Annotated in this window: 22 protein-coding genes; 3 read left to right on the top strand and 19 right to left on the bottom strand. The window is 66.7% G+C overall.

All coding sequences use genetic code 11. From position 1 onward, the window contains the following. Positions 1–22 precede the first annotated feature (22 nt). The 10 genes from HNP60_RS11755 to HNP60_RS11710 form a co-directional block, all read right to left on the bottom strand. Positions 23–232, bottom strand: a complete 210-nt coding sequence (locus HNP60_RS11755; RefSeq protein ID WP_184047650.1) for a DUF4169 family protein — start codon at positions 230–232, stop codon at positions 23–25. 4 nt (positions 233–236) lie between these two features. After that, positions 237–551, bottom strand: a complete 315-nt coding sequence (locus HNP60_RS11750) for a cupin domain-containing protein (protein ID WP_184153905.1) — start codon at positions 549–551, stop codon at positions 237–239. A gap of 13 nt (positions 552–564) precedes the next feature. Further along, positions 565–1,314, bottom strand: a complete 750-nt coding sequence (locus tag HNP60_RS11745; protein ID WP_184153902.1) for an IclR family transcriptional regulator — start codon at positions 1,312–1,314, stop codon at positions 565–567. Positions 1,315–1,346: 32 nt separating this feature from the next. Then, the gene (locus tag HNP60_RS11740) at positions 1,347–2,225 is read right to left on the bottom strand and encodes a beta-keto acid cleavage family enzyme (RefSeq protein WP_184153899.1); all 879 of its coding nucleotides are present in this window, start codon (positions 2,223–2,225) and stop codon (positions 1,347–1,349) included. A gap of 81 nt (positions 2,226–2,306) precedes the next feature. Continuing rightward, the gene (mdlC, locus tag HNP60_RS11735) at positions 2,307–3,923 is read right to left on the bottom strand and encodes a benzoylformate decarboxylase (RefSeq protein ID WP_014076815.1); all 1,617 of its coding nucleotides are present in this window, start codon (positions 3,921–3,923) and stop codon (positions 2,307–2,309) included. 123 nt (positions 3,924–4,046) lie between these two features. Further along, positions 4,047–5,054 (bottom strand): alcohol dehydrogenase catalytic domain-containing protein, encoded by a 1,008-nt coding sequence (locus tag HNP60_RS11730; protein WP_184153896.1) that lies wholly within the window; start codon positions 5,052–5,054, stop codon positions 4,047–4,049. Between the two features lie 40 nt (positions 5,055–5,094). Then, positions 5,095–6,213: an NAD(P)-dependent alcohol dehydrogenase gene (locus HNP60_RS11725; RefSeq protein WP_184153893.1), complete on the bottom strand. Its 1,119-nt coding sequence runs from the start codon at positions 6,211–6,213 to the stop codon at positions 5,095–5,097. Between the two features lie 70 nt (positions 6,214–6,283). Next, a complete protein-coding gene (locus tag HNP60_RS11720; protein ID WP_184153890.1) occupies positions 6,284–7,120 on the bottom strand; it encodes an SDR family NAD(P)-dependent oxidoreductase in 837 nt (278 codons plus the stop codon). A 45-nt stretch (positions 7,121–7,165) separates the two neighbouring features. Beyond that, positions 7,166–7,711, bottom strand: a complete 546-nt coding sequence (locus HNP60_RS11715) for a 2,4'-dihydroxyacetophenone dioxygenase family protein (RefSeq protein WP_184153887.1) — start codon at positions 7,709–7,711, stop codon at positions 7,166–7,168. 62 nt (positions 7,712–7,773) lie between these two features. Beyond that, positions 7,774–8,187, bottom strand: coding sequence for a VOC family protein (locus HNP60_RS11710; RefSeq protein ID WP_184153884.1), 414 nt, complete (start codon positions 8,185–8,187; stop codon positions 7,774–7,776). A 242-nt stretch (positions 8,188–8,429) separates the two neighbouring features. Between HNP60_RS11710 and HNP60_RS11705 the strand changes: the two genes are divergently transcribed. Next, complete coding sequence (locus HNP60_RS11705; protein WP_184153881.1) at positions 8,430–9,086, top strand: sulfite oxidase-like oxidoreductase; 657 nt, start codon at positions 8,430–8,432, stop codon at positions 9,084–9,086. A 55-nt stretch (positions 9,087–9,141) separates the two neighbouring features. Here the strand turns inward: HNP60_RS11705 and HNP60_RS11700 are convergent, their stop codons facing one another. From HNP60_RS11700 to HNP60_RS11690, 3 genes are read right to left on the bottom strand one after another with little or no spacing between them, the layout of a single operon-like run. After that, positions 9,142–10,341, bottom strand: coding sequence for an acetate/propionate family kinase (locus tag HNP60_RS11700; RefSeq protein ID WP_184153878.1), 1,200 nt, complete (start codon positions 10,339–10,341; stop codon positions 9,142–9,144). Next, complete coding sequence (locus HNP60_RS11695; protein ID WP_184153875.1) at positions 10,338–11,759, bottom strand: bifunctional enoyl-CoA hydratase/phosphate acetyltransferase; 1,422 nt, start codon at positions 11,757–11,759, stop codon at positions 10,338–10,340. Before HNP60_RS11695 ends, HNP60_RS11700 begins: the two co-directional genes overlap by 4 nt. Before the next feature lie 4 nt (positions 11,760–11,763). Continuing rightward, positions 11,764–13,512 carry a PHA/PHB synthase family protein gene (locus HNP60_RS11690; protein ID WP_260394852.1) on the bottom strand — a complete coding sequence of 583 codons (1,749 nt, stop codon included), beginning with the start codon at positions 13,510–13,512 and terminating at the stop codon, positions 11,764–11,766. Between the two features lie 406 nt (positions 13,513–13,918). Here HNP60_RS11690 and HNP60_RS11685 point away from each other — a divergent pair, with 406 nt between their 5' ends. Continuing rightward, the gene (locus HNP60_RS11685) at positions 13,919–14,308 is read left to right on the top strand and encodes a phasin family protein (RefSeq protein WP_184153870.1); all 390 of its coding nucleotides are present in this window, start codon (positions 13,919–13,921) and stop codon (positions 14,306–14,308) included. A 58-nt stretch (positions 14,309–14,366) separates the two neighbouring features. Here HNP60_RS11685 and HNP60_RS11680 read toward each other — a convergent pair whose 3' ends face one another. From HNP60_RS11680 to HNP60_RS11670, 3 genes are all read right to left on the bottom strand, one after another. After that, a complete protein-coding gene (locus HNP60_RS11680; protein ID WP_184153866.1) occupies positions 14,367–16,196 on the bottom strand; it encodes a monovalent cation:proton antiporter-2 (CPA2) family protein in 1,830 nt (609 codons plus the stop codon). 25 nt (positions 16,197–16,221) lie between these two features. After that, complete coding sequence (locus tag HNP60_RS11675) at positions 16,222–16,671, bottom strand: hypothetical protein (RefSeq protein WP_184153863.1); 450 nt, start codon at positions 16,669–16,671, stop codon at positions 16,222–16,224. A gap of 162 nt (positions 16,672–16,833) precedes the next feature. After that, on the bottom strand, positions 16,834–17,718 hold the full coding sequence (locus tag HNP60_RS11670) for a beta-keto acid cleavage family enzyme (protein WP_014076802.1): 885 nt from the start codon (positions 17,716–17,718) through the stop codon (positions 16,834–16,836). 244 nt (positions 17,719–17,962) lie between these two features. On the opposite strand from HNP60_RS11670, the gene HNP60_RS11665 reads away from it, so the two are divergent. Then, positions 17,963–18,589, top strand: a complete 627-nt coding sequence (locus tag HNP60_RS11665; RefSeq protein WP_184153860.1) for a glutathione S-transferase family protein — start codon at positions 17,963–17,965, stop codon at positions 18,587–18,589. A 10-nt stretch (positions 18,590–18,599) separates the two neighbouring features. On the opposite strand, the gene era is transcribed toward HNP60_RS11665, so the two are convergent. The 3 genes from era to lepB all read right to left on the bottom strand — a co-directional run bounded on the left by era (position 18,600) and on the right by lepB (position 21,073). Further along, entirely contained in the window at positions 18,600–19,508 is a 909-nt protein-coding gene (gene era, locus HNP60_RS11660) for a GTPase Era (RefSeq protein ID WP_184153857.1), read from the bottom strand. A 78-nt stretch (positions 19,509–19,586) separates the two neighbouring features. Next, entirely contained in the window at positions 19,587–20,258 is a 672-nt protein-coding gene (gene rnc, locus HNP60_RS11655) for a ribonuclease III (protein WP_184153854.1), read from the bottom strand. Beyond that, positions 20,255–21,073 (bottom strand): signal peptidase I, encoded by an 819-nt coding sequence (gene lepB / locus HNP60_RS11650; RefSeq protein ID WP_184153851.1) that lies wholly within the window; start codon positions 21,071–21,073, stop codon positions 20,255–20,257. The genes rnc and lepB overlap by 4 nt, the downstream gene beginning before the upstream one ends. Between the last annotated feature and the right edge of the window lie 156 nt (positions 21,074–21,229).

Genomic DNA, 21,229 nt, shown 5'->3' with positions numbered 1-21,229 from the left:
TGGGCGCGAAGGACGGCTGGCCTCAGTCGTCCTCGCGCGGGGAATCCTCGACGGCAGGGCCTTCGCGTCGTGCGCTCTCGATCGTGCGGGCAGCGCGCTCGGCTTCCATGCGTTCCTGCTGCTTGCGCTCTTTCGTCCGCCCGAACTTCGCCCGGTTCTCGGCCGCCTGCTGCGCGGCGTCGGCGCGCTTCTTCGCCTTGCGGGCCATGCGCAGATTGATGATCTCGGCCATGGCCTCAGCCCTCCAGATGGACGGCAAGCCATATGGTGGGCGGGTCGGCCTGCGTATAGATGACGCGATGGCGGACATGGGCCGGGATGAGCAGGCTGTCGCCCGGCTCGAGCGCGACCTCGCCGCGATCCTCCAGCCACAGCCGCGCGGCGCCGGCAAGCAACAGGACCCATTCCTCGTGGGACTGGTCATAGGGCGCGTCGGGCGGCGTGACCTGGCCATGCGAGACGATCCGCTCGATGCGCAGGCCGGGCCGGGCGAGGATATCCGTGAAGTCCTCTTCATTCCGCGCCGGGGGCAGGGAGTGGAGCAGGTTCACGGGGCCCGCGCCTTCAGCGGTCGCCAAGCGCCTCGGCGGCGCGCTGGAGCATCTGGATGGCCCGTTCCTCGAGCTGCGGTGTCGTGCGTGCGGCAGGGATCGCCACGCTGATCGCGCCCAGCAATTGCCCGCCGGAAATGACCGCGCGGCCGATGCCGATGATGCCGGGGGTATATTCCTCAATGGTGCGGGCGGTGCCGGTGCGGGCGATGGCGGCCAGTTCCCGGCGCAGATCGCCCTCGCTGGTCAGCGTGTGGGCCGTGAAGGCATCGCGGCGGCTGGCGGCGAAATAGGCGTTCAGCTCCGTCTCGTCGAACGTCGCGAGAATGGCCTTGCCGGCCGCGAAGGCATGGAGCGGCACGGGCCGCCCTACCTCGATCGTATAGCGCAAGGCCTGCGGCGCGACTTCGCCGGTGATGGCTTCCATCTCATGACCATGCCGCACGAAGAAGGAGGCCGTCTCGTTGAGCTGCAGCGAGACCGAGCGGACGACGGGATAAACGCGCTCCGCCAGTGTCGCGCTGCGTTCCCCGGCGCCGAGGCGCGCAAGCGCCGGTCCCGGCAAATGGAGGCGGCCGTTGCGGGTGAGATAGCCCCGCTCGACCAGCGTGCCGAGCAGATAGGAGAGGCTGCTCACCGGGATCGCGAGGGCCGCGGCGATCTCGGCGGCGCTGACGGCCCGGCCGCAGCCGACCACGAACTCGAGGATATCGAGCGTGCGCGTCGCCGACTTGACCGACGACGAGTCCACCTTCTGGATCATGTTTCCGCCCCCTCCCGGCAATGCGCCGTCGCTCAGCTCTTGAGGCCGAGCATCTCGCGCGTCTCGCCCGGGCTGGCCACTTCGCCGCCCAGCTTGTTCACGATGTCCGCGCCCCATTCGACCAGCTCGGCATTGCTGTTCGCGAGCATGCCCTTGCGCAGGTAGATCGTGTCCTCGAAGCCGACGCGCATATGCCCGCCGAGCAGCACGGACTGCGCGGCCATGGGGAAGCTGTGCCGCGAGACGCCGAAGCCGGTGAAGTGCGCGCCGCGCGGGATCTGGTTCCTGGAATACATCATGGCCTCGGGCGTGGCGGGCAGGCCGTATTTCGTGCCGAGCACGAAGGTGAAGGGCGAGTTCTTCGGGATGAGGCCCTTGGCCATCAGATCGTCGGCGAAAACGAAATCCCCCGCCTCGAAACACTCGATCTCGGTGAGCACGCCTGCATCCTGCAGCATGGTGCCCATCTTGCCGACGATCATCTCCAGGTTCATCGCGATGCCGCCCCACAGGTTCATCGTGCAGATGTCGAGCGTGCACATGTCCGGCTTGAGCTCAAGGATATGCTCGATGCGCCGCTCGGCGGTGAACATCAGCGTCTTTTCCATGTCCGGCACGGCCGGCTCCTCGGCGCTCTTGGGGAACCACATGCAGCCGGGCCCGGTGGTGACGTTCAGGATCACGTCGGTGTTCTTCTCGCGGATGAGGCCCACGACCTTGCGATAATCCTCAAGCTCCTGGCTCGGCGTGCCGTCCGCGCCGTTACGCACATGGACATGGATGATCGAGGCGCCGGCCGCCGCCGCGTCCAGCGCTTCCTGCGCGACATGCTCCGGGCGGAAGGGGAAATTGGGATGCTTGGGCATCGGGGAGGCGCCGGTGATCGCGCAGGTGATGAAGGTCTTGGCCATGTTATCGCTCTCCTGTGATTATGGTCGTGCCGTGCGCAGGCCCGCATTTGCTGCGGGCGATGCTGCGCACAAGACACTGGGTCATGCCGGGCGCTGGACCACGACTTCGAGCAGTCGCGGACCCTTTCCGGCGAACAGTTCCCGGATCGCCTCGTCGAGCGCATCGACGGTCGAGACACGCGCGCCCGGCACGCCCATGCCCTCGGCGATCTTCACGAAATCGAGGCCGGGCAGCTTGCTTCCCACCACTTCGATGTCGAACAGCGCGCCGAACTGGTCGAGCGCGGCATAGCCGCCATTGTTGACGATCAGGAAGCGCACGTCGAGGCCCATCTCGGCAGCCGTCCACAGCCCCTGGATCGAATACATGGACGATCCGTCGCCAAGCAGGCAGAGAACCGTGCGATCGGGCTGCGCGATCGCCGCGCCGACCGCGGCCGGCAGCGCGAAGCCCAGGCCACCGCTTGCCGTCGCCATGAACTCGTCTTCGAGCCGGATCGGGAAATGATCGTGCATCGGCCCGCGCGTGCTGGGCGCTTCCTCGCTGATGATGATGCCTTTCGGGCGCAGCGTCGCGAGTTGCTGCATCAGCAATGCTTCCTCGATGGCCGTTCCGCTGCCCACCACATTGGGCGCGGGAAGAGCGGCGTCCGGCACGGCGCGCGGCGGGGCGGGGCTTGTGGCAGCGCTCAGCCGGGCAATGGCGTCGGCGACATTGCCGATGATGGCCGTGCCCACCGGCGTGCGGGCGGCGACCGACGGGTCATCGACGATCTGGATGAGCGAGGCTCCCTCGGGCACATAGGGGCCGAAGCCCTCGACATGATAAGTGAAGACGGGCGCGCCGAGCACCAGCACCAGATCATGCCCCTTGAGCGCGGAGACGACAGCCTCGCGCGAGGCCGGGAGGAAACCGGCGAACAGCGGGTGATCCTCCGGGAACACGGCGCGCGCGGCCATCGGGGCGACGAAGACGCGCGCCTTGTGCGCCTCGGCGAGCTTGGCGAGCGCGGCGCGCGCATTCTCGCGGCCCACGCCCGCGCCAGCCACGATGACCGGCGACCTTGCCTTGTCCAGCGCTTCAGCAGCCGCGCCGATCAGCGCGGGCGAGGCCATCACGTCCTGCGATACGGTCGAGACGTCGATGGGCGTGCAGGCGCGATCCCAATCGTCGATGGGCACGGAGACGAACACCGGGCCGCGCGGTGCCTGCATTGCCATGTGATAGGCGCGCAGGATGGCGAGCGGCACGTCTTCCGCACGGGCCGGTTCGCAGGTCCATTTGACGAAGGGCTGCGGAAATTCCGTGGCGCGCTCGGCATAGAGGAATGGGTCGTAAGGGAAGATGCTGCGCGCCTGCTGCCCGGCGGTGATGACCAGCGGCGTCTGGTTGCGAAAGGCGGTGAAGATATTGCCCAGCGCATGGCCCGTGCCGGCCGAGCTGTGCAGGTTCACGAAGGCGGCATTGCCGCTCATCTGCGCGAAGCCATCGGCCATGCCGACGACGACGCTTTCCTGCAGGCCGAGGATATAACGGAAGTCCTGCGGCATGTCGCGGAACAGCGGAAGCTCGGTGGAGCCGGGATTGCCGAACAGGGTGGTCATGCCGAGATCACGCAGCAGGGTCATCACTGCATCGCGCACCGTGGGGCCTTCTGCCCGTGCTGGTTTTTCCACCGTCAGACCGCGTGCCGTCATGTCCTTACTCCGCTTACCCGAGACTCATGGTTCTTGATTCCGGGTTCGCCGTATATGAAACGATCACATATGCGAAGGAAATAGTGGCCCGAAAGCGCCATTGCGGTCCCTGCGTGGGCGCGGCTATTCGCCCGGCGCGATCATCACCTTGCACTGATGCGTGCGGCGCTTGAGGCTTTCGAAGATCTCCGGCGTCCGGGCGAGGCTGATCGTTTCGGTCACGAGCGCGCGCGGTTCGGCGGCGCCCCGGTCCAGCGCGTCAAGCGCCGCCTCATATTCGCCCTGCGTGAAGAAGGCCGAGGTGACCAGCCGGATCTCCTTGGAAAGCATGGCGAAGCTGTTGAACGTGTCGGGCTGGTTGCACAGGCCAAGCAGCAGGATGGTGCCGCGTGGGCGAACCTGCTGCACGGCCTGCGCGATGAGGCCGGGCACGCCGACGCACTCGAACACGATGTCCGCCGGGCCGCCGAGCGCGCGGGTCGCGGCACCCACCGGATCGTCCCTGTCGACGATGAAGCCGGTCGCGCCCATGATGAGCGCGCGCTCGCGCTGCCAGTCGGCGATGTCCTGCACGATCACGGCCGCCGCGCCTGCCCGGCGCGCCCAGAATGCCACGGCCAGACCGATCGGCCCGGCGCCCAGCACCAGCACCCGGTCGCCCGCGCGGATGCCGGACAGGGCAATGCCGTGCCGCGCCACGGCCAGCGGCTCCACGATGGCGCCATCGGCAAGGCTCAGCGTGTCGGGGAGCTTCACGCACTGATTGGGGCGGGTGAGCGCATATTCCGCGTAACCGCCTGCCTGCAGCCCGAAATGCGCGCACCAGGCAACATCGCCCGCCCGGCAGGCGGCGCAGTGGCCGCAGCTCCTGAGCGGGCTCACCGAGACGAGGTCGCCGGTGCGCAGGCCGGTGACGCCCTTGCCCAGAGCGACGATCTCGCCGGCGAACTCGTGGCCGAGCACGTCGCCTGCGCCTTTCCCGTAGCCGGGGTCCTCGGTCATGTGCAGGTCGGAGCCGCAGATGCCGCAGCGGCCGACCTTCACCACCAGTTCGCCTTCGCCGGGCACGGGATCGGGAAGCGTATCCACGCGAAGGGGCTTGTGCAGGCCCTGCATGATGGCGGCGCGCATATCGGTGTCATCCTCTCGGCAGGTTCGGCGCGTGCCGGGTTCAGTCTTCCATCACCAGCACGGGCTTCACCACTTCGCCGCTCTCGCCGGCGTGGAAAGCCTCGTTGATCTGGCTGAAGGGGAAGGTGCGGATCAGGCGCTCGTGCGGGAAGCGGCCCGCGAGATGATGCTCGATCAGCTCCGGCAGGAAAGTCTGGAGATCGGAATCGCCGCCGAGGATGCCGATCACCCGCTTGCCGCCGCCCATCAGGCTGGATTCGTTGAAGCTCAGCATTTCCGCAGGGCCCGACGCGCCGACAAGGCCCAGCACACCGAGCGGGAGCAGCAGCCCGAAGGCCTGCTCGATGATGGACTTGAGGCCCGTCGTGTCGAAGGCATAAGCGAGACCCTGCGGGCTGATCCTGCGGATCTCCTCGACGGAATCCTGCGTCCTGCCGTTGATGCTGTGCGTCGCGCCCATCTCGCGGGCGAGGGCAAGGCGATTGTCATGCACGTCGACGGCGATGATCGGGTTCGCCCCGGCGATCTTGGCCGCCATCACCGCCGCGAGGCCCACCGCGCCCGATCCGAAGACGGCGATCGGCATGCCCGCGCGCACATTCATGCTGCGCAGCACGGCGCCCGCACCGGTCATCAGCCCGCAGCCCAGCGGTGCCAGCGTCGCGAGGGGAATAGCGGCCGCGCTCTCGGGCACTTTCACCACATTGCGGGCATGAGCCAGCGCGTGCGCGGCGAAGGACGACTGGCCGAAGAAATTGGCGTTGACGTCCCCCCCGTCCTGATGCGCGGTCGCGCTCCCGTCGGCGCGCTTGCCGGTCCAGTTCTCCGGCACGAAATTATAGCAGTAAGTCGGCCGGTCGATGGCGCAGGAGGGGCAATGGCCGCAACTGTTGAAGCTCATGATGACGCGGTCGCCCGGCTTCACATGCGTGATGGCCGCACCGACCTTCTCGACCACGCCCGCGCCCTCATGGCCCAGCACCATCGGCAGCGGTGTCGGGATCTGGCTGTCGCGCGCGGCCATGTCGGTATGGCAGATGCCGCAGGCGTGGATGCGCACCAGAACTTCGTCCTCGCGCGGATCGTCCAGCGTGACATCCTCTATGGAGAAGGGCTTTTCCGCCCCATAGCAGATGGCGGCGCGGGTGGTCGTGGTCATGTCTTGCTCCTTGGCTTGCCGTGCAGGCCCCGCATGGCCGGTCCGGCCAGCGGCGGCGCGTGGCTTGCGACTAGTGGAATTTCCCCAGCGCCATGCCGCCGTCAATCAACATCTGTGCACCCGTGACGTAGCTCGATGCATCCGAGGCGAGATAGAGCGCGAGCGGCTTGATCTGGTAGGGTTCGGCGATGCGGCCCATCGGCGTCGACTTGTCCCACGCCGCGCGCACAACCGGGTCCTTGAGCGAGCCATCGGCGATGTTGGTGACGAAGGGGCCGGGCAGGATGGCGTTCACCCGGATATGATATTCCGCCAGCTCGAAGGCGAGATGCTTCACCATGTGGCTGACGCCGGCCTTGGCGGGCATGTAGGGCAGGGGGACGATCGCTTCGCAGATGACCGCCGCGTTGGACGAGGTGGCGATGATCGATCCGCCCTTGCCGCCCTTCTTCATCAGCCGGACGGCGTCGCGCATCGTGTTGTAGGCGCCGGTGAGATTGATGGCGATGATCCGGTCCCAATATTCGGGATTGTAGCTGTCCACCTGACCGTCCGGGGCGCGGTGGCCGTTGGGGTCCCAGAAGCCGGGTCCGATGCCTACGCCCGCATTAGCGAAAGCGATATCGAGCCCGCCATAGGCCGCTTCGTGCTCGTCGAACACCTGCGTAGTGCGCGCCCGGTCGGAGACGTCGAGCTGCGCGGCGCGTGCATCATATCCTTCCGCGCGCAACCGCGCCGCCTCGCGCTCCGCCGCCGCGCCGTCCACATCGGTCAGTGTCACGCGGGCGCCGGCCTCGGCCATGGTCTCGGCATAGGCAAGGCCGATGCCGGAGGCGGCGCCGGTCACGATGGCGCTGCGGCCGGCAATGTCGAACTGTTCGAGCGCTTTGGGAGGATGGCTCACCATGATGTCCTTTCGAAAGGATAGGCGACTGGATCGGCGCGCGCGGCGTCAGAGATAGAGTTCGGGATTGAGCGGGATGCCGTGCTCGCGGCAGTAGCTCTCGTAATGATCCATGAACCACCAGACATCGGCGGTCATGACGAGATTGCCCTCGGGATCGTAGAACTCGTTGGGGCCCTGCATCCAGCCGAAGAGCTTGCAGCCCTCGGGATGGTCGGTGACCAGCGTATGGGCCTCGCCGGGCGTTTCGTAGATGAAGCAGCCGGGCGTCGCGAGCCAGTCATATTCGAGATAATGGACGCTGCCTTCCAGGCACATCATCACCACATAGCCCCGGTGCTTGTGCGTGCCGACCACGGCCGGCCCTTTCATCCAGAGGATGTTGGAATAGATGTTGTGGCGGGTGTCAAAGAGTAGGTGCTTGATCGCCGCATTCTCGCCGAAGGGCACCCAGGGGCTGTCCTTCTCGTCATAATGGACGAACCGCCCGGGATGGGCATGCTTCGCGATCAGGTCCGGGAAAAGTTCGGGAACGTTGACAATCTTGCGCTCCTGGCTGGGAGGAGCCGTCATCTTCACCTCGGGCTTGTTCATGGTCTCTCTCCTGATGATTATGGTTCTGTTTCTTCTTTATTCGTGTGGAGCGGCCCCGCCGCTCAAGGGCCGGGATCCTCGTCGAACACATTGAGTTCGATCTGCACGCCGGTGGGATCGTGCAGGAACACCTGCGTCATCTTGATGACGTCCACCCGGTTCTCGCGCCAGGGCACGCCATGCTTCTTCAGCCGCTCTACGAGGGGCGCGAGGCCCACGCACTGGAAGGCGACATGATCGAGCCCGCCGGTCGTCCCGGTGATATTGTCGTAGATGCCATGCTCGCTGAGCGCGCCGGGCGTGCTGATGTGGACGATCGGGTCATCCTTGTGATCGTACATCCACCGCACCATCGTCCTGTCGAGATTGGATGGCGGGTCGCGTTCCTCCAGCTCCAGTATGTCGCGATAGAAAGCGACGACCGGCGGCAGGTCACGCGTGCGGATATTGACGTGATCGAGCCGTTTGATGAGCACGGTTACTCTCCTGCGCGCTGCGCCGGCGGTCGATATTTGCCGCCGGCTTTTCCTATCATGATAGAAAGCAGCTTGGGGCCGTCATATCAAGCCTCGGCATAGCAGAAATGGGCTGCGTTCATCGTGGGAAATTGAGATGGCAGGTGGACCTGGCAGCACGCTCCCTGCGCGTTCCGGCCTTGCGCGCGGCTGCGGTTTGGCGGATGCTGCGCTGGCACGCCGCGCCTCTCCGGGAACCGCCTATGGACGATGAGACGACTCCGCCGGACAGCAAGCTGACGCGCTCGAAGCGGCGCTGGGCGAGCGAACACAAGTTCATCACCGGCGCGCCCGCCCGCCCGGCGGAGGAGCGCCTGCCGCCCGGCCAGCATCTGGTGCGCAACTGGCCGGTGCTCGATCTCGGCCGGCAGCCGGACGTCTCCACCGAGCGGTGGCGCCTGAGGATCGGCGGGATGGTCGCGGAACCGGTGTCGCTGGACTGGGCCGCCTTCATGGCCCTGCCGCAGACCCAGGTCCGCTCGGATATCCACTGCGTCACCACCTGGTCGCGCTACGACAATGACTGGACGGGCGTGGCGACCCGTGACCTGCTGGATTTGGTCGGCCCGGCCGAGGAAGCGACGCATGTCATGCTGCACGGCTATGACGGGTATACGACCAATGTCCCGCTGGAGGATTTCGCCGCGCCCGATGCCCTGCTGGCCCATGGCTGGGACGGGAAGCCGCTGACGCGGGACCATGGCGGGCCGGTCCGGCTGGTCATTCCGCATCTCTATTTCTGGAAAAGCGCCAAATGGCTCGGCGGCATCGATTTCCTCGGGGGCGACAAGCCGGGCTTCTGGGAACAGAACGGCTACCATATGCGCGGCGATCCCTGGAAGGAGGAGCGCTATGGCTGAGTGCGAGAGAAGGCGCGTTCTGTCCCGGGGCTGAAAAGCCGGAAGGCACCGGCGGTCATGCCCAGGGCGTTGCTTCCGCTTGCAGGGTCGCCAGCGTGTGCAGGGCGATCATCCGTTCCTCGTCCGTGGGAATGACCCGGGCCGTGACACGGCTGTCGGGGGTGCTGATGAGCGGCGCATTGGCGCGATTGGCGGCCTCGTCGATTTCCAGGCCCGTCCAGGCGAGGCGCGCGGCGATGGCGGCGCGGATGACCGGATCATTTTCGCCGATGCCGGCCGTGAACACGATGCCGTCGATCCCGCCCATGGCGCTGATGAGTGCGCCGGCTTCCCGCGCGGCGCGCCACACGAAAAGCGCGATGGCCTCGGCCGCGCGCGGATCGTCGCTCTCGTGAAGCGTGCGCATGTCGCTCGAAATGCCGGAGACGCCGAGCAGCCCGCTCTCCCGATAGAGCAGCGTCTCGATCTCGTCGGCGCTCATGCCCTCCTGCTTCATCAGGTGGATCACGACGCCGGGATCGAGTGCGCCGCTGCGCGTGCCCATCATCAGGCCGTCGAGCGCCGTGAAGCCCATCGTCGTGTCGACACTGCGGCCCGCGTGGATGGCGCAGAGCGAAGCGCCATTGCCGAGATGCCCCGCGATCACGCGCCCGCTTGCCAGCTCAGGATCGATCTCGCGCAGCCGGCGGGCGATATAATCGTAGGAAAGGCCATGGAAGCCATAGCGGCGAATGCCCCTGTCGGACATCGCGCGGGGCAGGGCGAGCCGCGTCGCTACCGGCTCCATGGCGTGATGGAATGCGGTGTCGAAACAGGCGATCTGGGGAAGGTCGGGAGACAGGGCAGCAATGGCCCGGATGGCGGCGAGATTGTGCGGCTGGTGCAGAGGCGCCAGCGGGCAGAGCGCTTCCAGCCGCGCCAGAATGGCCGCGTCCACCCGCACCGGCGCGGCGAAATCGGCGCCGCCATGCACGACGCGATGCCCGACCGCGATGATCTCGTGCCCGGCGAGGTGGCTGCCTGCCCAGTCATAGAGATCGTCGAGCAGCGCCTGATGCGTAAGGCTCGCACCCTGCGGCCATTCCTTCTCCGCGATGATGCTACCCTCGCCATCCCGGATGGTGAGCTGGGGCGCGATGCCGATCTTCTCCAGCTTGCCCCCGGCGGCATGGACGGGCACGCCGCCTTCCAGCGAGAACAGACCGAACTTGATGCTGGAGGAACCGGAATTGAGGCTGATGATCGCCTGGCTCATGCGGGCTGGCTCGCCACGCCCGGCGCGGCCTTCGTCGCGGCGCGGGCCAGCAGCACCGCCACCGCGCAGGAGGCCATGCGGGTGCGCGCGGAATCGGCGCGGCTGGTGAGGATGACCGGCACGCGTGCGCCCAGCACGATGCCCGCCGCATCCGCGCCCCCGAGGAACGTGAGCTGCTTGGCCAGCATGTTCCCCGCCTCGATATTGGGCACGATCAGGATCTCGGCCTTGCCGGCGACCGGCGAGACGATGCCTTTCTCCTTCGCGGCCGCCTCGCTGATTGCATTGTCGAAGGCCAGGGGGCCGTCGAGCACGCCCCCGGCGATCTGGCCGCGATCCGCCATCTTGCAGAGCGCTGCGGCGTCCAGCGTGGAGGCGAGGGCGGGGTTGACCGTCTCCACGGCCGAGAGAATGGCGACCCGGGGCGTCTCGATGCCGATGACATGGGCAAGGTCGATGGCGTTGCGGATGATGTCGGCCTTTTCCTCCAGCGTCGGCGCGATGTTGATGGCCGCGTCCGTGATGAGCAGGGGCGTGGGATGGCCGGGCACGTCCATGATGTAGACATGGCTAATCCGCCGCTCGGTACGCAGGCCCGTCTCGCGGGCCACGATCGCGCTCATCAGCTCGTCGGTATGCAGCGAGCCTTTCATCAGCAGTTGCGCTTTGCCGGCGCGCACCAGCGCCACTGCCTGCGCGGCGGCGGCATGGCTGTGCGGGGCAGGCACGAGGCGGAAAGCGCTGATATCCACTTCCGCTTCCTGTGCTGCCGCCCTGATCCTGCTTTCCGGTCCGACGAGTATGGGCACGATGAGGCCGGCTTCGGCGGCTTCCGCTGCCGCCGCGATGGCCGCTGCCGAGCAGGGGTGCGCCACGGCCGTGGGCACGGGCGCGCCGCCCCGCGTCGCTTCGATGAGCCGCCGATAGTCGTCGTGATCAGGCACGCGCACGTCGGGCAGCGCGATGCGGGGCCGGCACACTTTCTCCGTCGGTGCGCGTACCAGCGCCTCGCCGGTGATGACGTCCTCGTTGCGCTGGTTGCTGCACCGGCAATCAAGAACGAGGTCGTGCGTCTTCGGGCGCTTTTCCTTCACCGTAACGGACGCGGTGATGGTGTCGCCCAGGCAGACGGGCCGCACGAAGCGCAGGCTCTGGCTCAGATAGATGGTTCCGGGGCCGGGCAGCTCCGTGCCGAGCACGGCGGAAATGAGACCGCCGCCCCACAGGCCGTGGGCAATGACGCGCTGGAAGATGTCCGTGGCGGCATAGTCCGGGTCGAGATGCGCCGGATTGACGTCACCCGAGGCGAGGGCGAAGAGCTGGATCTCCCGCTCGCCCAGCGTGCGCGAGAGGCTCGCATGATCACCGACGGCAATCTCGTCGAATGTCCGGTTCTCGATCATGTCCGGCTTGGTCATGGGATCATCGCTCCAGGACATAAAGGCCGGGCGCATCGCCCAGCGGGGGATAGCCCTTGTCCGCCGCGCCCATCGGCGGCGGGGACACGGGCTCGCCCGAATGCGTACCCAGCCAGTCGCCCCATGCGAGCCACCATGAGCCGTCATGACCGGGCGCGCTCGCCAGCCACTCGTCGGGGGAGAGGGAATGCGCCTGCGCCGGCCGCTCGATCATGCGGAAGTGCCGCCCCGGATGGCCGGGTTCGGATACGATGCCGGCATTGTGCCCGCCGCTGGTGAGCACGAAGCTGATGTCGGACGGGGTCAGCCCGTGGATCTTGTACACCGATCGCCAGGGCGCGACATGATCCCGCTCCGTGCCCACGACGAACATCGGCGCGCGCAGGGCTGTCAGGCTGATCGCGCGTCCATCCACTTCATATTGCCCCTCGGCGAGCGAATCCTCCAGGAAGAAGCTGCGCAGATAACCGCTGTGCATGGCATAGGGCATGCGCGTCCCGTCCGCATTCCAGGCCATGAGGTCGTTCAGCGGCTCGCGCTTGCCCATCAGATAAGTGTTCAGCACGCGCGACCAGATGAGATCGTTCGAGCGCAGGAGCTGGAACGCGCCGCCCATCTGGCTGCTGTCCAGATAGCCGCGGCTCCACATCAGGCTTTCCAGCAGGTTGATCTGCGCCTCGTCGATAAACAGGCCGAGTTCGCCGGGCTCGGAGAAATCCGTCTGCGCGGCCAGTAGCGTGAGGCTGGCGAGCCGCTCGTCCCCGTCGCGCGCCATGGCCGCCGCCGTGACGGCGAGCAACGTGCCGCCGAGGCAATAGCCGAGCGCGTGGGTTTTCGCGGCGCCCGTGATCGCGCCGATCGCATCCAGCGCGGCCAGCGGGCCGAGCCGGCGATAGGCGTCCATGTCGAGATCCCGGTCCGCGCTTTCGGGATTGTGCCAGGAGATCGCGAAGACGGTGTAGCCTTGGCCGACCAGCCAGCGGATCAGCGAGTTCTCCGGCGAGAGGTCGAGAATATAATATTTCATGATCCAGGCCGGGATGATGAGCACCGGCTCGGGGCGCACGGTGCCCGTCGTCGGCGCATACTGGATCAGTTCCATCAGCCGGTTGCGATACACGACCTTGCCGGGCGTCACGGCCACAGTCTCGCCCGTGATGAAGCCGTCGCTGCCCGGCGAGGGATCGCCGCGCATGGCATTCACCATGTCCTCGAACAGCAGGTGTGCGCCTTCGACCAGGCACTGTCCGCCCGTGTCGGCGATGCGCTGCTGGAGCACCGGATTGGTGAGCAGGAAATTGGAGGGCGCCATCATGTCGAGCATCTGCCGCGCGACGAACTCGACGATCGCCTCATGATGCGCCGTCACGCCCATCACGCCGGTGGTGGCGGCATGCCACCATTGCTGATTGAGCAGGAAGGCCTGGGAGAGCAGCGACCAGGGCTGCGCCTGCCAGGCAGGATCGTCGAAGCGGTGGTCCTGCGGGAGCGGGAGAATGGCCGGCTTGCCGTCCGTCAGATGCTCGGCGAGGCGGAGGTTCTTGCGCACCGCCTTTGCCGCGAGCTGCGCACGCTTGCCGGGGGAAACAGCGAGATGCATCGCCCAGTCGGAAAAGGCCTGCACCAGCGTCGCAGGCGAGAGCCCGTGCGTCATCTGCGCAATGGCGGCGAAGGACGCGCGGTCCATGGTCTCCGCCAGTCCATCCAGCGGGTCGTGCCCCTGGTCGGCGTTGGCAGTCAGCGGTGCGTTCATGAGTGTCGCCATCTTGCAAACCTCATGCGAATCATATCGGTAAAAGCCCTTACCGTATGAATCGACAGGCTTTCCGTCCGGCTGTCCAGCCATAACGGAACCATGCCCACCTCAGTAGAATTGCGGATATGGACCCAAGGACGCCTCTGCCATCTTGCGGCTCAAACAATGCGGAGGCCTCAAGGCCTCCCTCGCAGGGCGCATGGCCTGAGGCCCGCCCGAAATGGTTGCCGGTGACCACGGAAGGGCAGGGCGCCCTCGGGAGAGAGCTCCTGCTGCCAGGAAATGTCCTGTCGAGCGTGGCCACGGACACAACAAGAGAACCGCACCCGCGACGCCGGGATCGGTCGCTTTCGAGGCGGTGACATGCCGCCGCTTGCCAGCCACGTTCACCAAGGAGACTGAGATGGTCAGCAGCGTTTCGTTCAATCCCGATTTTTCCGCCGTGGAAGCCATGCTGCCGCAGGTTCGGCGCTTCGCCTTCACGCTGCCCCGGATGCAGGCATCCCTCGCCCACATCGCGCTTCAGCAGCAGAAGGAATGGCTGAGCTTCCTGACGCTGCGCTGCGAGCGCGACATGGAGCTTCTGGAGCAGCTCAGCAAAACGGAAGACATGACGGACGTGCCGGGGATCGTTTCGAACTTCTTCAAGCGCGCCTCGGACGATTATTCGCAGGAAGCCCGGAAAAGCGTCGAGGCCGGTTCGCAGGTCGTGACCGAGATTTCCCGCGAGATCGAGACGACGCAGGTCCCTGAGGCGAGGCCGGGCCAGCGCGCTACGGTCAAGGCCGCCTGACGAGGGAAGACCTGAACAAGGCCGGCGCTGGAGGCAGGTCCGGCGCCGGCACCGACCGCTAGTCCCGTTCGAGCGCGGCTTGTGGCGCGGCCGGTGTGTCCTCGCCGGACCGCGCGCGCGGGAAGAACGGCTCTGGCTCGGGCGTCGTCATGTTGTTTCGCAGCAGCTTGCGCCCCGCCGCGATGCCGCCGACCAGTTCGAGCTTCACTCGCTGATCGTCGCGATCCCGCACGTCGTCGACCGCATCGTCGGCTTCGCTTTCGTCGAAGCCGAGATCCTTCAGCACTTCATGGCCAAAGAGCAGGGCGGACTCGAATGTCTCGCGGATCTGGAACGTGACGCCCGCCTGGATGAGGCGCAGAGCGTGCCCGCGATCGAAGGATCGCACGAACAGCCGGGCATGCGGAAATTCGGATCGGCACAGCTCGACGATCCTGTCCGCCGCTTCGGGCTTGTCCACGCACACCAGAATGGCGTCGACGCGTCCGGCCCCGGAGGCGTGGAGCACGTCCAGCCGCGTACCGTCGCCATAATGGACCTTGAAGCCGAAATTGCCCGCCGCGTGGATCATCTCCACGTCATTCTCGATTACCGCCATTTCCACGCGCCGCGCCAGCAGGGTCTGGCTGACGATCTGGCCGAAGCGGCCGAAGCCGATGCACAGCACCTGGCCCCGCAGGCCGTCCGCCGCGTCTACCCCATCCAGCGAGACGGGTGCGTCGCGGACCAGCCGGCGCTGCGCGATCAGCACGAGCGGCGTCAGTGCCATCGAAAGGATGACGATGGCCGCCATGATCGCCGCGACCCGGGCATCGAACAGGCCGACGCCCAGCGCCGCCGCATAGAGGACGAAAGCGAATTCGCCGCCCTGCGCGAACAGCGCCGCGCGATGCAGCGCCGCATGATGCACGGAGCCGGAAAGGCGCGCGATGACATAGATGCCTGCGCCCTTGAGGGCCATGAAGCCCAGCACGCCGGCAATGACGAACGGCCATTCCCGCACGACGGTGGCAAGATCGAGCGACATGCCCACGCTGATGAAGAAAAGCCCGAGCAGGATGCCGCGAAACGGCTCGATGTCCGCCTCGAGCTGGTGGCGATAGCTCGATTCCGAGAGCAGGACGCCCGCGAGGAAAGCGCCCATCGCCATCGAGAGGCCGGCCGACTGCATGAACAGCGCCGATCCCAGGACGATGAGAAGAGCCGCAGCCGTCAGGACTTCCCGGGCACCGGACCGGGCGATGAGCCCGAACAGCGGGTCGAGCAGCCAGATGCCGGCCGCGATCAGCACAGCCAGCGCGGCGAGCGCGATGCCGATGCTTTGCCATACCGGCGCCGCGTCGCTCGTGCCGTGCCCGTTGAACGCGGCCCAGAGCGCCACGAGCGCCAGCAGCGGGACGATCGCCAGATCTTCCAGCAGCAGGATCGAGATCGCTTTCTGCCCTTCCTCCGTGGCGGTGTCGCCCGCTTCCTCCAGCATCTGCATGATGACGGCGGTCGAGGAGAGCACGAAGCCCATGGCGGCCGCTGCCGCAACGGCGGGAGGAAGGCCGCCGGCGGCCATGCCGAGCAGAGTCAGCAGCGCCCCGCAAGTCAGCACTTGCGCCGCGCCGAGGCCGAAGATCTGCCGCCGCAGGTTCCACAGCTTCCTTGGCCGCATCTCGAGGCCGATGATGAAGAGGAACATGACGACGCCGAGCTCCGAGATGTGGAGCAGCGTCTCGGCGTCGCTCACCAGACGCAGGCCGAAGGGGCCAATGATGAGCCCGGCGGCAAGATAGCCCAGCACCGAGCCCAGGCCGAGCTTGCGGAAGAGAGGCACGGCCGCGACGGCTGCGCCGAGCAGCACGACCGCCTGTTCCAGTCCATATCCGGCAGCGTCGGCCATGCTTCCCTTTCCCTGCTCGCGAGCGTCAGCCCGGTTGATGCGGCAAGCCGGATGGCTTCGCAATGGCGCGCGAATCCGTCGACAACATTTCCCTGGCGGCCTCCACTGTCTCTCGCGTGTCGCGCGAGGGCGCGCCATGGGTCAGGAGATCGTCGATCCGTGCGAAGAGCTGCTGGTCGGCGGCGTCGAGCGCGCTGGTGCCGCGGCCGCCCATCAGGCGCGCCTTGATGCCGAATTCGATCTCTTCGGGCGTGGGAAGCCATGATCCGCCGGCTGGCCCTTGCGCGCTATCGCTGGCGGCGAGCAACCTGTCCGCGATGCGCTGCCTGAGCGCGCTGGACCGGCGCAGGGTCTCGACCTCTTCGGGGGCGCCTTGCGCCGCGCGCAGATCGGCCGCCTGCGCGAAGAGGCGGGCAACATTGGCGAATTCTGTGGCGAGGCCGCTGATGGCGGACATCGCATCATGGTTCCTCACGGAGCGCTCTCCCAGTCGGCACGGGGCTGCGCCTGCCGGTATCAGATGGCCGGGGCGGCAAGTCAAATCCCGGCCAGTTGCGCGCTACGGGGGGGAACGATCATGCGCCCCGCAATCCCCGCAGAACCGGCGCTACGCCCGGTCCGGCGGGGCGGGGCGTCCTCAGACCGGATTCAGGCCGAGCAGTTCGCGCGATTCCGCAGCGGACATGGGCTCGTAGCCCATCTCGGCCATGATGCGGACCTGCCGCTCGATCAGCATGAGATTGGTCGCCTTCACGCCGCGCGAATAATAATGATTGTCTTCCAGGCCGACGCGGACATGGCCGCCGAGCAGCAGCGCCTGCGTGGTGGCCGGGAGCTGCGCCGGTCCGATGCCGGAAATGCACCAGATCGACTGGGGCGGCAGGCATTTCACCATGAAATCGAGAATGTCGGGCGTGTAGGGCATGGCGCCCTGAAAGCCCTTCTCGCCGCCCAGCACGATGTTGATGTAATAAGGCGGCTTGTCATAGCCTTTCTGAATCAGGCGCGTGACGTCCTGCAGGATGTGCTCGGGCGAGAAGACTTCCCACTCCGGCTTGATGCCCTTGTCGACCATGGCCTTGACCAGCGTCTCGCAGCGCGAGGGCGGGGTGATGACGAGCACATCCTTGCCGCTGATCGTGTCGACCACGGTCACGCCGTCGAACGTGCACATTTCCGCGCCGCCCTCGGTACCCTTCAATCGCTCCTCGAAGCTGTTCTCGAACATGCCGTCGGGCCGCTCGATCAGCATGTCGCCGCTGTTGCCGCCGCCGGTGGAGTTGTTGAGGATGATGTCGCACTTCGCACGGATGCGGTCATTGATGTCACGATAGATCGCCGGATTGCAGGTCGCCTCGTCGTCCGGCCGGCGCGCGTGGATCGCGGCGATGGCGGCGCCGGCCTTGTAGCAGGCATAGACGTCGTCGGCGATTTCCTGCGGCTGGGTCGGCAGCGCCGGATTGGCGCTCTTGAAGGTCGTGCCCCCGGTGGGCGCGATCGTGACCATGCGGCGATTGCTCATGCTTCTCTCCTGACTGCGTGCAAATCGATCTGGATGTGTTCGGACGCTACAGGCGGCGTGCTGCCTGCTGGGCGGCATGGGGTCAAGCGCTGACGTTGATTTTGTCTATCGGAGCGGAACTTCCAGGAAGCGCCCCTGGTCATCCTGTCGTGGAGGCGGATAGGCGCGCCGCCTCGCGCGTTGTATGCACGGGTGCGAGGGGAAATCAGACGGCGCGCTGGATCGCGCTTTCGGAAAGGTCGCCATGATCATCGTCCACCATCTCGACAATTCCCGCTCGCAGCGTGTGCTGTGGCTGCTGGAGGAACTGGGTCTGCCTTATGAGATCCGGCGCTACCAGCGCGATCCCGCCACGCTCTTCGCGCCGCCCGAGCTGCGGCGCGTCCATCCACTCGGCAAGGCGCCGGTGATCGAGGATGAGGGGCGCGTGATTGCCGAGAGCGGCGCTATCGTGGAGTATCTGGTCGAGAAGGCCGACGGGCGGTTCGGGCCGCCGGCTGGGCGGGACGCGGCGCTGCGCTACCGGATGTTCCTGCATTATGCGGAAGGATCGGTGATGCCCCCGCTGCTGGTGAAGCTGGTGCTCAGCCGCGTGCCGATCATGGGCAGGATCGCGATGCGCCGCATCCAGCCAATGATCGACGTGCATCTGGACTATATCGAAGCCGAGCTTGCGCAGCGTCCCTGGTTCGCCGGCGAGCAGATCAGTGGCGCCGACGTCATGATGAGCTTTCCGCTGGAAGCCGCCCGTGCGCGCGGCGGGCTTGGCGAGGCGCGACCGAATATTATCGCGTGGCTGGACAAGGTGCATGCCCGGCCGGCTTATCGGACGGCGCTGGAGAAGGGCGGACCCTATGCCTACAGCCGGTGACCGGCCGGCCTTACTCCACCCAGTCCATACCGATGTCGCGCCACACCTGGCGGTCCTCGTCCCAGCCTTCCTTCACCTTGACGTGCAGGTAGAGATGCACCTTGCAGCCGAGCAGGGCGGCAAGCTCGGCACGGGCCTTTGAGCCGATCTCCTTCAGCCGCTGCCCGCCCTTGCCCAGGATGATCCCGCGCTGCGTGGGACGCGCGACGAGGATCTGCTGGTGGATCTCGACTGATCCGTCCTCCCGCTCCTTATATTGCTCGGTTTCCACCGCGCTCTGATAGGGCAGCTCGTCATGCAACTGGTGATAAAGCTGCTCGCGGGTGATCTCCGTGGCGAGGAGGCGGTCGGTCGCGTCCGACACCTGATCGGCGGGGAAATGCCAGGGACCTTCGGGCATCGCCGCCATCATCGCGGTGCGCAGTTCGGGCAGGCCGTCACCGGTTGCCGCGCTCACGAAGAAGATTTCGGCGAAGGGCACGCGCTCGTGCAGCTTGCTGGTCAGCGCGAGCAGCTTGTCCTTGGCGGCGATGTCGACCTTGTTGAGGATGAGCCACTTCGCCTCGGGGCGCGTTGCCAGACCTTCGAGGATCGGCTCCATCTTGGGGCCAAGCCCGGCACGTCCGTCGACGACGAGCGCGATCAGGTCCGCATCCTGCGTGCCGCCCCATGCCGCCTGCACCATGGCGCGGTCGAGTCGCCGGGAAGGCTGGAAGATGCCGGGCGTGTCCACCAGCACGAGCTGGGTCTGGTCCTCGATGGCGATGCCCAGCACGCGTGTGCGCGTCGTCTGTGCCTTGGGGCTGGTGATCGCCACCTTCTGCCCCACCAGCGCATTCACCAGCGTCGACTTGCCCGCATTGGGCGCACCCACGACGGCAATCACGCCGCAATGCTGGGGCTTTTCATTCGCGTTCAATAATGTCTCCGTTCGTCCGGAACCGCCGGGATGTCCGGGTTCCGCGTTCCTGTTCGGCCGGTCGAAGCGCCGAGGGCTTCATCCCGACAATTTCGTCAGCAGCGCCGTGGCAGCAGCGGTTTCCGCTTCCTGCTTGGAATGGCCTTCTCCGCGCGCCTCGCCAGCGCCCTTGATGGTGACGCTGACCGTGAAGCGCAATGCATGCTGGGGTCCGCTGCGCTCGACGAGGCTGTATTCCGGGGGCCGGCGATGGTTCGCGGCGGCCCATTCCTGGAGCGCGGACTTGGGGTGCTTGGGCGCGCTGGCCTGACTGTCCAGCTCGCCTTCCCACAGCCGCCGCACGAAGCCGGTCGCCGCGTCCATGCCGGCATCGAGATACAGCGCGCCGATGAGCGCTTCCATCACGTCGCCAAGCACATTGTCGCTGTCCACCGCGCCATCGTCGCGTGCTTGCTTGCCGAGGCGCAGATGCGTGCGCACGCCGATCGCCCGGGCCACCCGGGCGCAGGTGCCGCCGGCGACCAGATGGTTGAAGCGGCGGGAAAGCTGTCCTTCCTTTTCCTGCGGGAAGCGCTGGTAAAGCCAGTCCGCCATGACGAGGCCTAGCACCCGGTCGCCGAGGAATTCCAGCCGCTCATAATGATCGGCGCTGGCGCTGCCATGGGTGAGCGCCTGCTCATACAGCGCCTTGTCGCGCGGCTCGCGGCCAATGAGGCCGGCAAGCCATGCGTCTGGCGCGGCGCCGCTCAAAAACCCTCGCCGATGCGTTCGGCCCGGGCGGCGGTGAGCCAGGTCCAGGGGAGCAGCAGGTTCGCCGACCCGTCAGTGGAGAAGAAGCTGACCATCGCGCGGCCGATCAGATGGTCGATCGGCAAGGCGCCCACGCCGCCTTCTTCCTGCGGGATGCGGCTGTCCGCGCTGCGATCGCGATTGTCACCCATGACGAACACATGGTCCTCCGGAACCACATAGACGCCGGTATTGTCGGCCGCGCTGTCGATCAGGTCCAGCACTTCGTAGCTCTTGCCGTTGGGCAGCGTCTCGCGGAAGCGCGGATAGCGGCAGAATGCCTCCCCCTTGGGGTCGGTGAACTCGAAATCGGAGCGGAAGCAGGGCGAGAGCGCCCGCTCGTTGCGCGCTGCGCTGGTCATGTTGGCCGTCACCGGGATGACGAGGTCGTCCACGCGGCGCCGAGGGACGGGCTGGCCATTGAGATAGACCGTGCCTTCGCGCACCTGGACCGTGTCGCCCGGCAGACCGATCACGCGCTTGATCCAGTCCTCGCGCGGGTTGCGGGGCGATGCGAACACCACGACATCGCCGCGCTCGGGGTCGCTGCCCATGATGCGGCCTTCGAACAGGTCGGGATGGAAGGGGAAGCTGTAGCGCGAATAGCCATAAGGCCATTTCGAGACGAGCAGATAATCCCCGATCAGCAGGCGGGGCTGCATCGATTCGGACGGGATGTTGAACGGCGCGACGAGCAGCGAGCGGATCAGCAGAACGACCAGCGCCAGCTTGAGCAGAAACGTCAGGAGATCCCGCGTTTCGGATTTCTGGGACATGGAACGCGCGCTTTCCTGGAATTGGCCGGGGCCGGGCGGCCCGTTCGCCGTCTTTGCGGGCCCATGCGTGCGGCGTCAAGCGCCGGGCATCGGACGGACTGCGTTTGCGCGACCGGCCTGAGGGGGTGCAATGGGGCCTGCGATTGGATATGCCCG

It is taken from the genome of Sphingobium lignivorans (genome assembly GCF_014203955.1).
Lineage (GTDB): Bacteria > Pseudomonadota > Alphaproteobacteria > Sphingomonadales > Sphingomonadaceae > Sphingobium > Sphingobium lignivorans.
The sequence above is the reverse complement of the archived record's forward strand: the minus strand, read 5'-3'. Positions and strand labels throughout refer to the sequence as shown.

Bases quoted from the DNA above. Each gene is read 5' to 3' on its own strand.
- HNP60_RS11755 (WP_184047650.1), bottom strand. From the start codon at position 232: ATGGCCGAGATCATCAATCTGCGCATGGCCCGCAAGGCGAAGAAGCGC.
- HNP60_RS11745 (WP_184153902.1), bottom strand. From the start codon at position 1,314: ATGATCCAGAAGGTGGACTCGTCGTCGGTCAAGTCGGCGACGCGCACG.
- HNP60_RS11740 (WP_184153899.1), bottom strand. From the start codon at position 2,225: ATGGCCAAGACCTTCATCACCTGCGCGATCACCGGCGCCTCCCCGATG.
- mdlC (WP_014076815.1), bottom strand. From the start codon at position 3,923: ATGACGGCACGCGGTCTGACGGTGGAAAAACCAGCACGGGCAGAAGGC.
- HNP60_RS11730 (WP_184153896.1), bottom strand. From the start codon at position 5,054: ATGCGCGCCGCCATCATGCAGGGCCTGCACAAGCCCCTTCGCGTGGAT.
- HNP60_RS11725 (WP_184153893.1), bottom strand. From the start codon at position 6,213: ATGACCACGACCACCCGCGCCGCCATCTGCTATGGGGCGGAAAAGCCC.
- HNP60_RS11720 (WP_184153890.1), bottom strand. From the start codon at position 7,120: ATGGTGAGCCATCCTCCCAAAGCGCTCGAACAGTTCGACATTGCCGGC.
- HNP60_RS11715 (WP_184153887.1), bottom strand. From the start codon at position 7,711: ATGAACAAGCCCGAGGTGAAGATGACGGCTCCTCCCAGCCAGGAGCGC.
- HNP60_RS11705 (WP_184153881.1), top strand. From the start codon at position 8,430: ATGGACGATGAGACGACTCCGCCGGACAGCAAGCTGACGCGCTCGAAG.
- HNP60_RS11700 (WP_184153878.1), bottom strand. From the start codon at position 10,341: ATGAGCCAGGCGATCATCAGCCTCAATTCCGGTTCCTCCAGCATCAAG.
- HNP60_RS11695 (WP_184153875.1), bottom strand. From the start codon at position 11,759: ATGACCAAGCCGGACATGATCGAGAACCGGACATTCGACGAGATTGCC.
- HNP60_RS11690 (WP_260394852.1), bottom strand. From the start codon at position 13,512: ATGAACGCACCGCTGACTGCCAACGCCGACCAGGGGCACGACCCGCTG.
- HNP60_RS11685 (WP_184153870.1), top strand. From the start codon at position 13,919: ATGGTCAGCAGCGTTTCGTTCAATCCCGATTTTTCCGCCGTGGAAGCC.
- HNP60_RS11680 (WP_184153866.1), bottom strand. From the start codon at position 16,196: ATGGCCGACGCTGCCGGATATGGACTGGAACAGGCGGTCGTGCTGCTC.
- HNP60_RS11670 (WP_014076802.1), bottom strand. From the start codon at position 17,718: ATGAGCAATCGCCGCATGGTCACGATCGCGCCCACCGGGGGCACGACC.
- HNP60_RS11665 (WP_184153860.1), top strand. From the start codon at position 17,963: ATGATCATCGTCCACCATCTCGACAATTCCCGCTCGCAGCGTGTGCTG.
- lepB (WP_184153851.1), bottom strand. From the start codon at position 21,073: ATGTCCCAGAAATCCGAAACGCGGGATCTCCTGACGTTTCTGCTCAAG.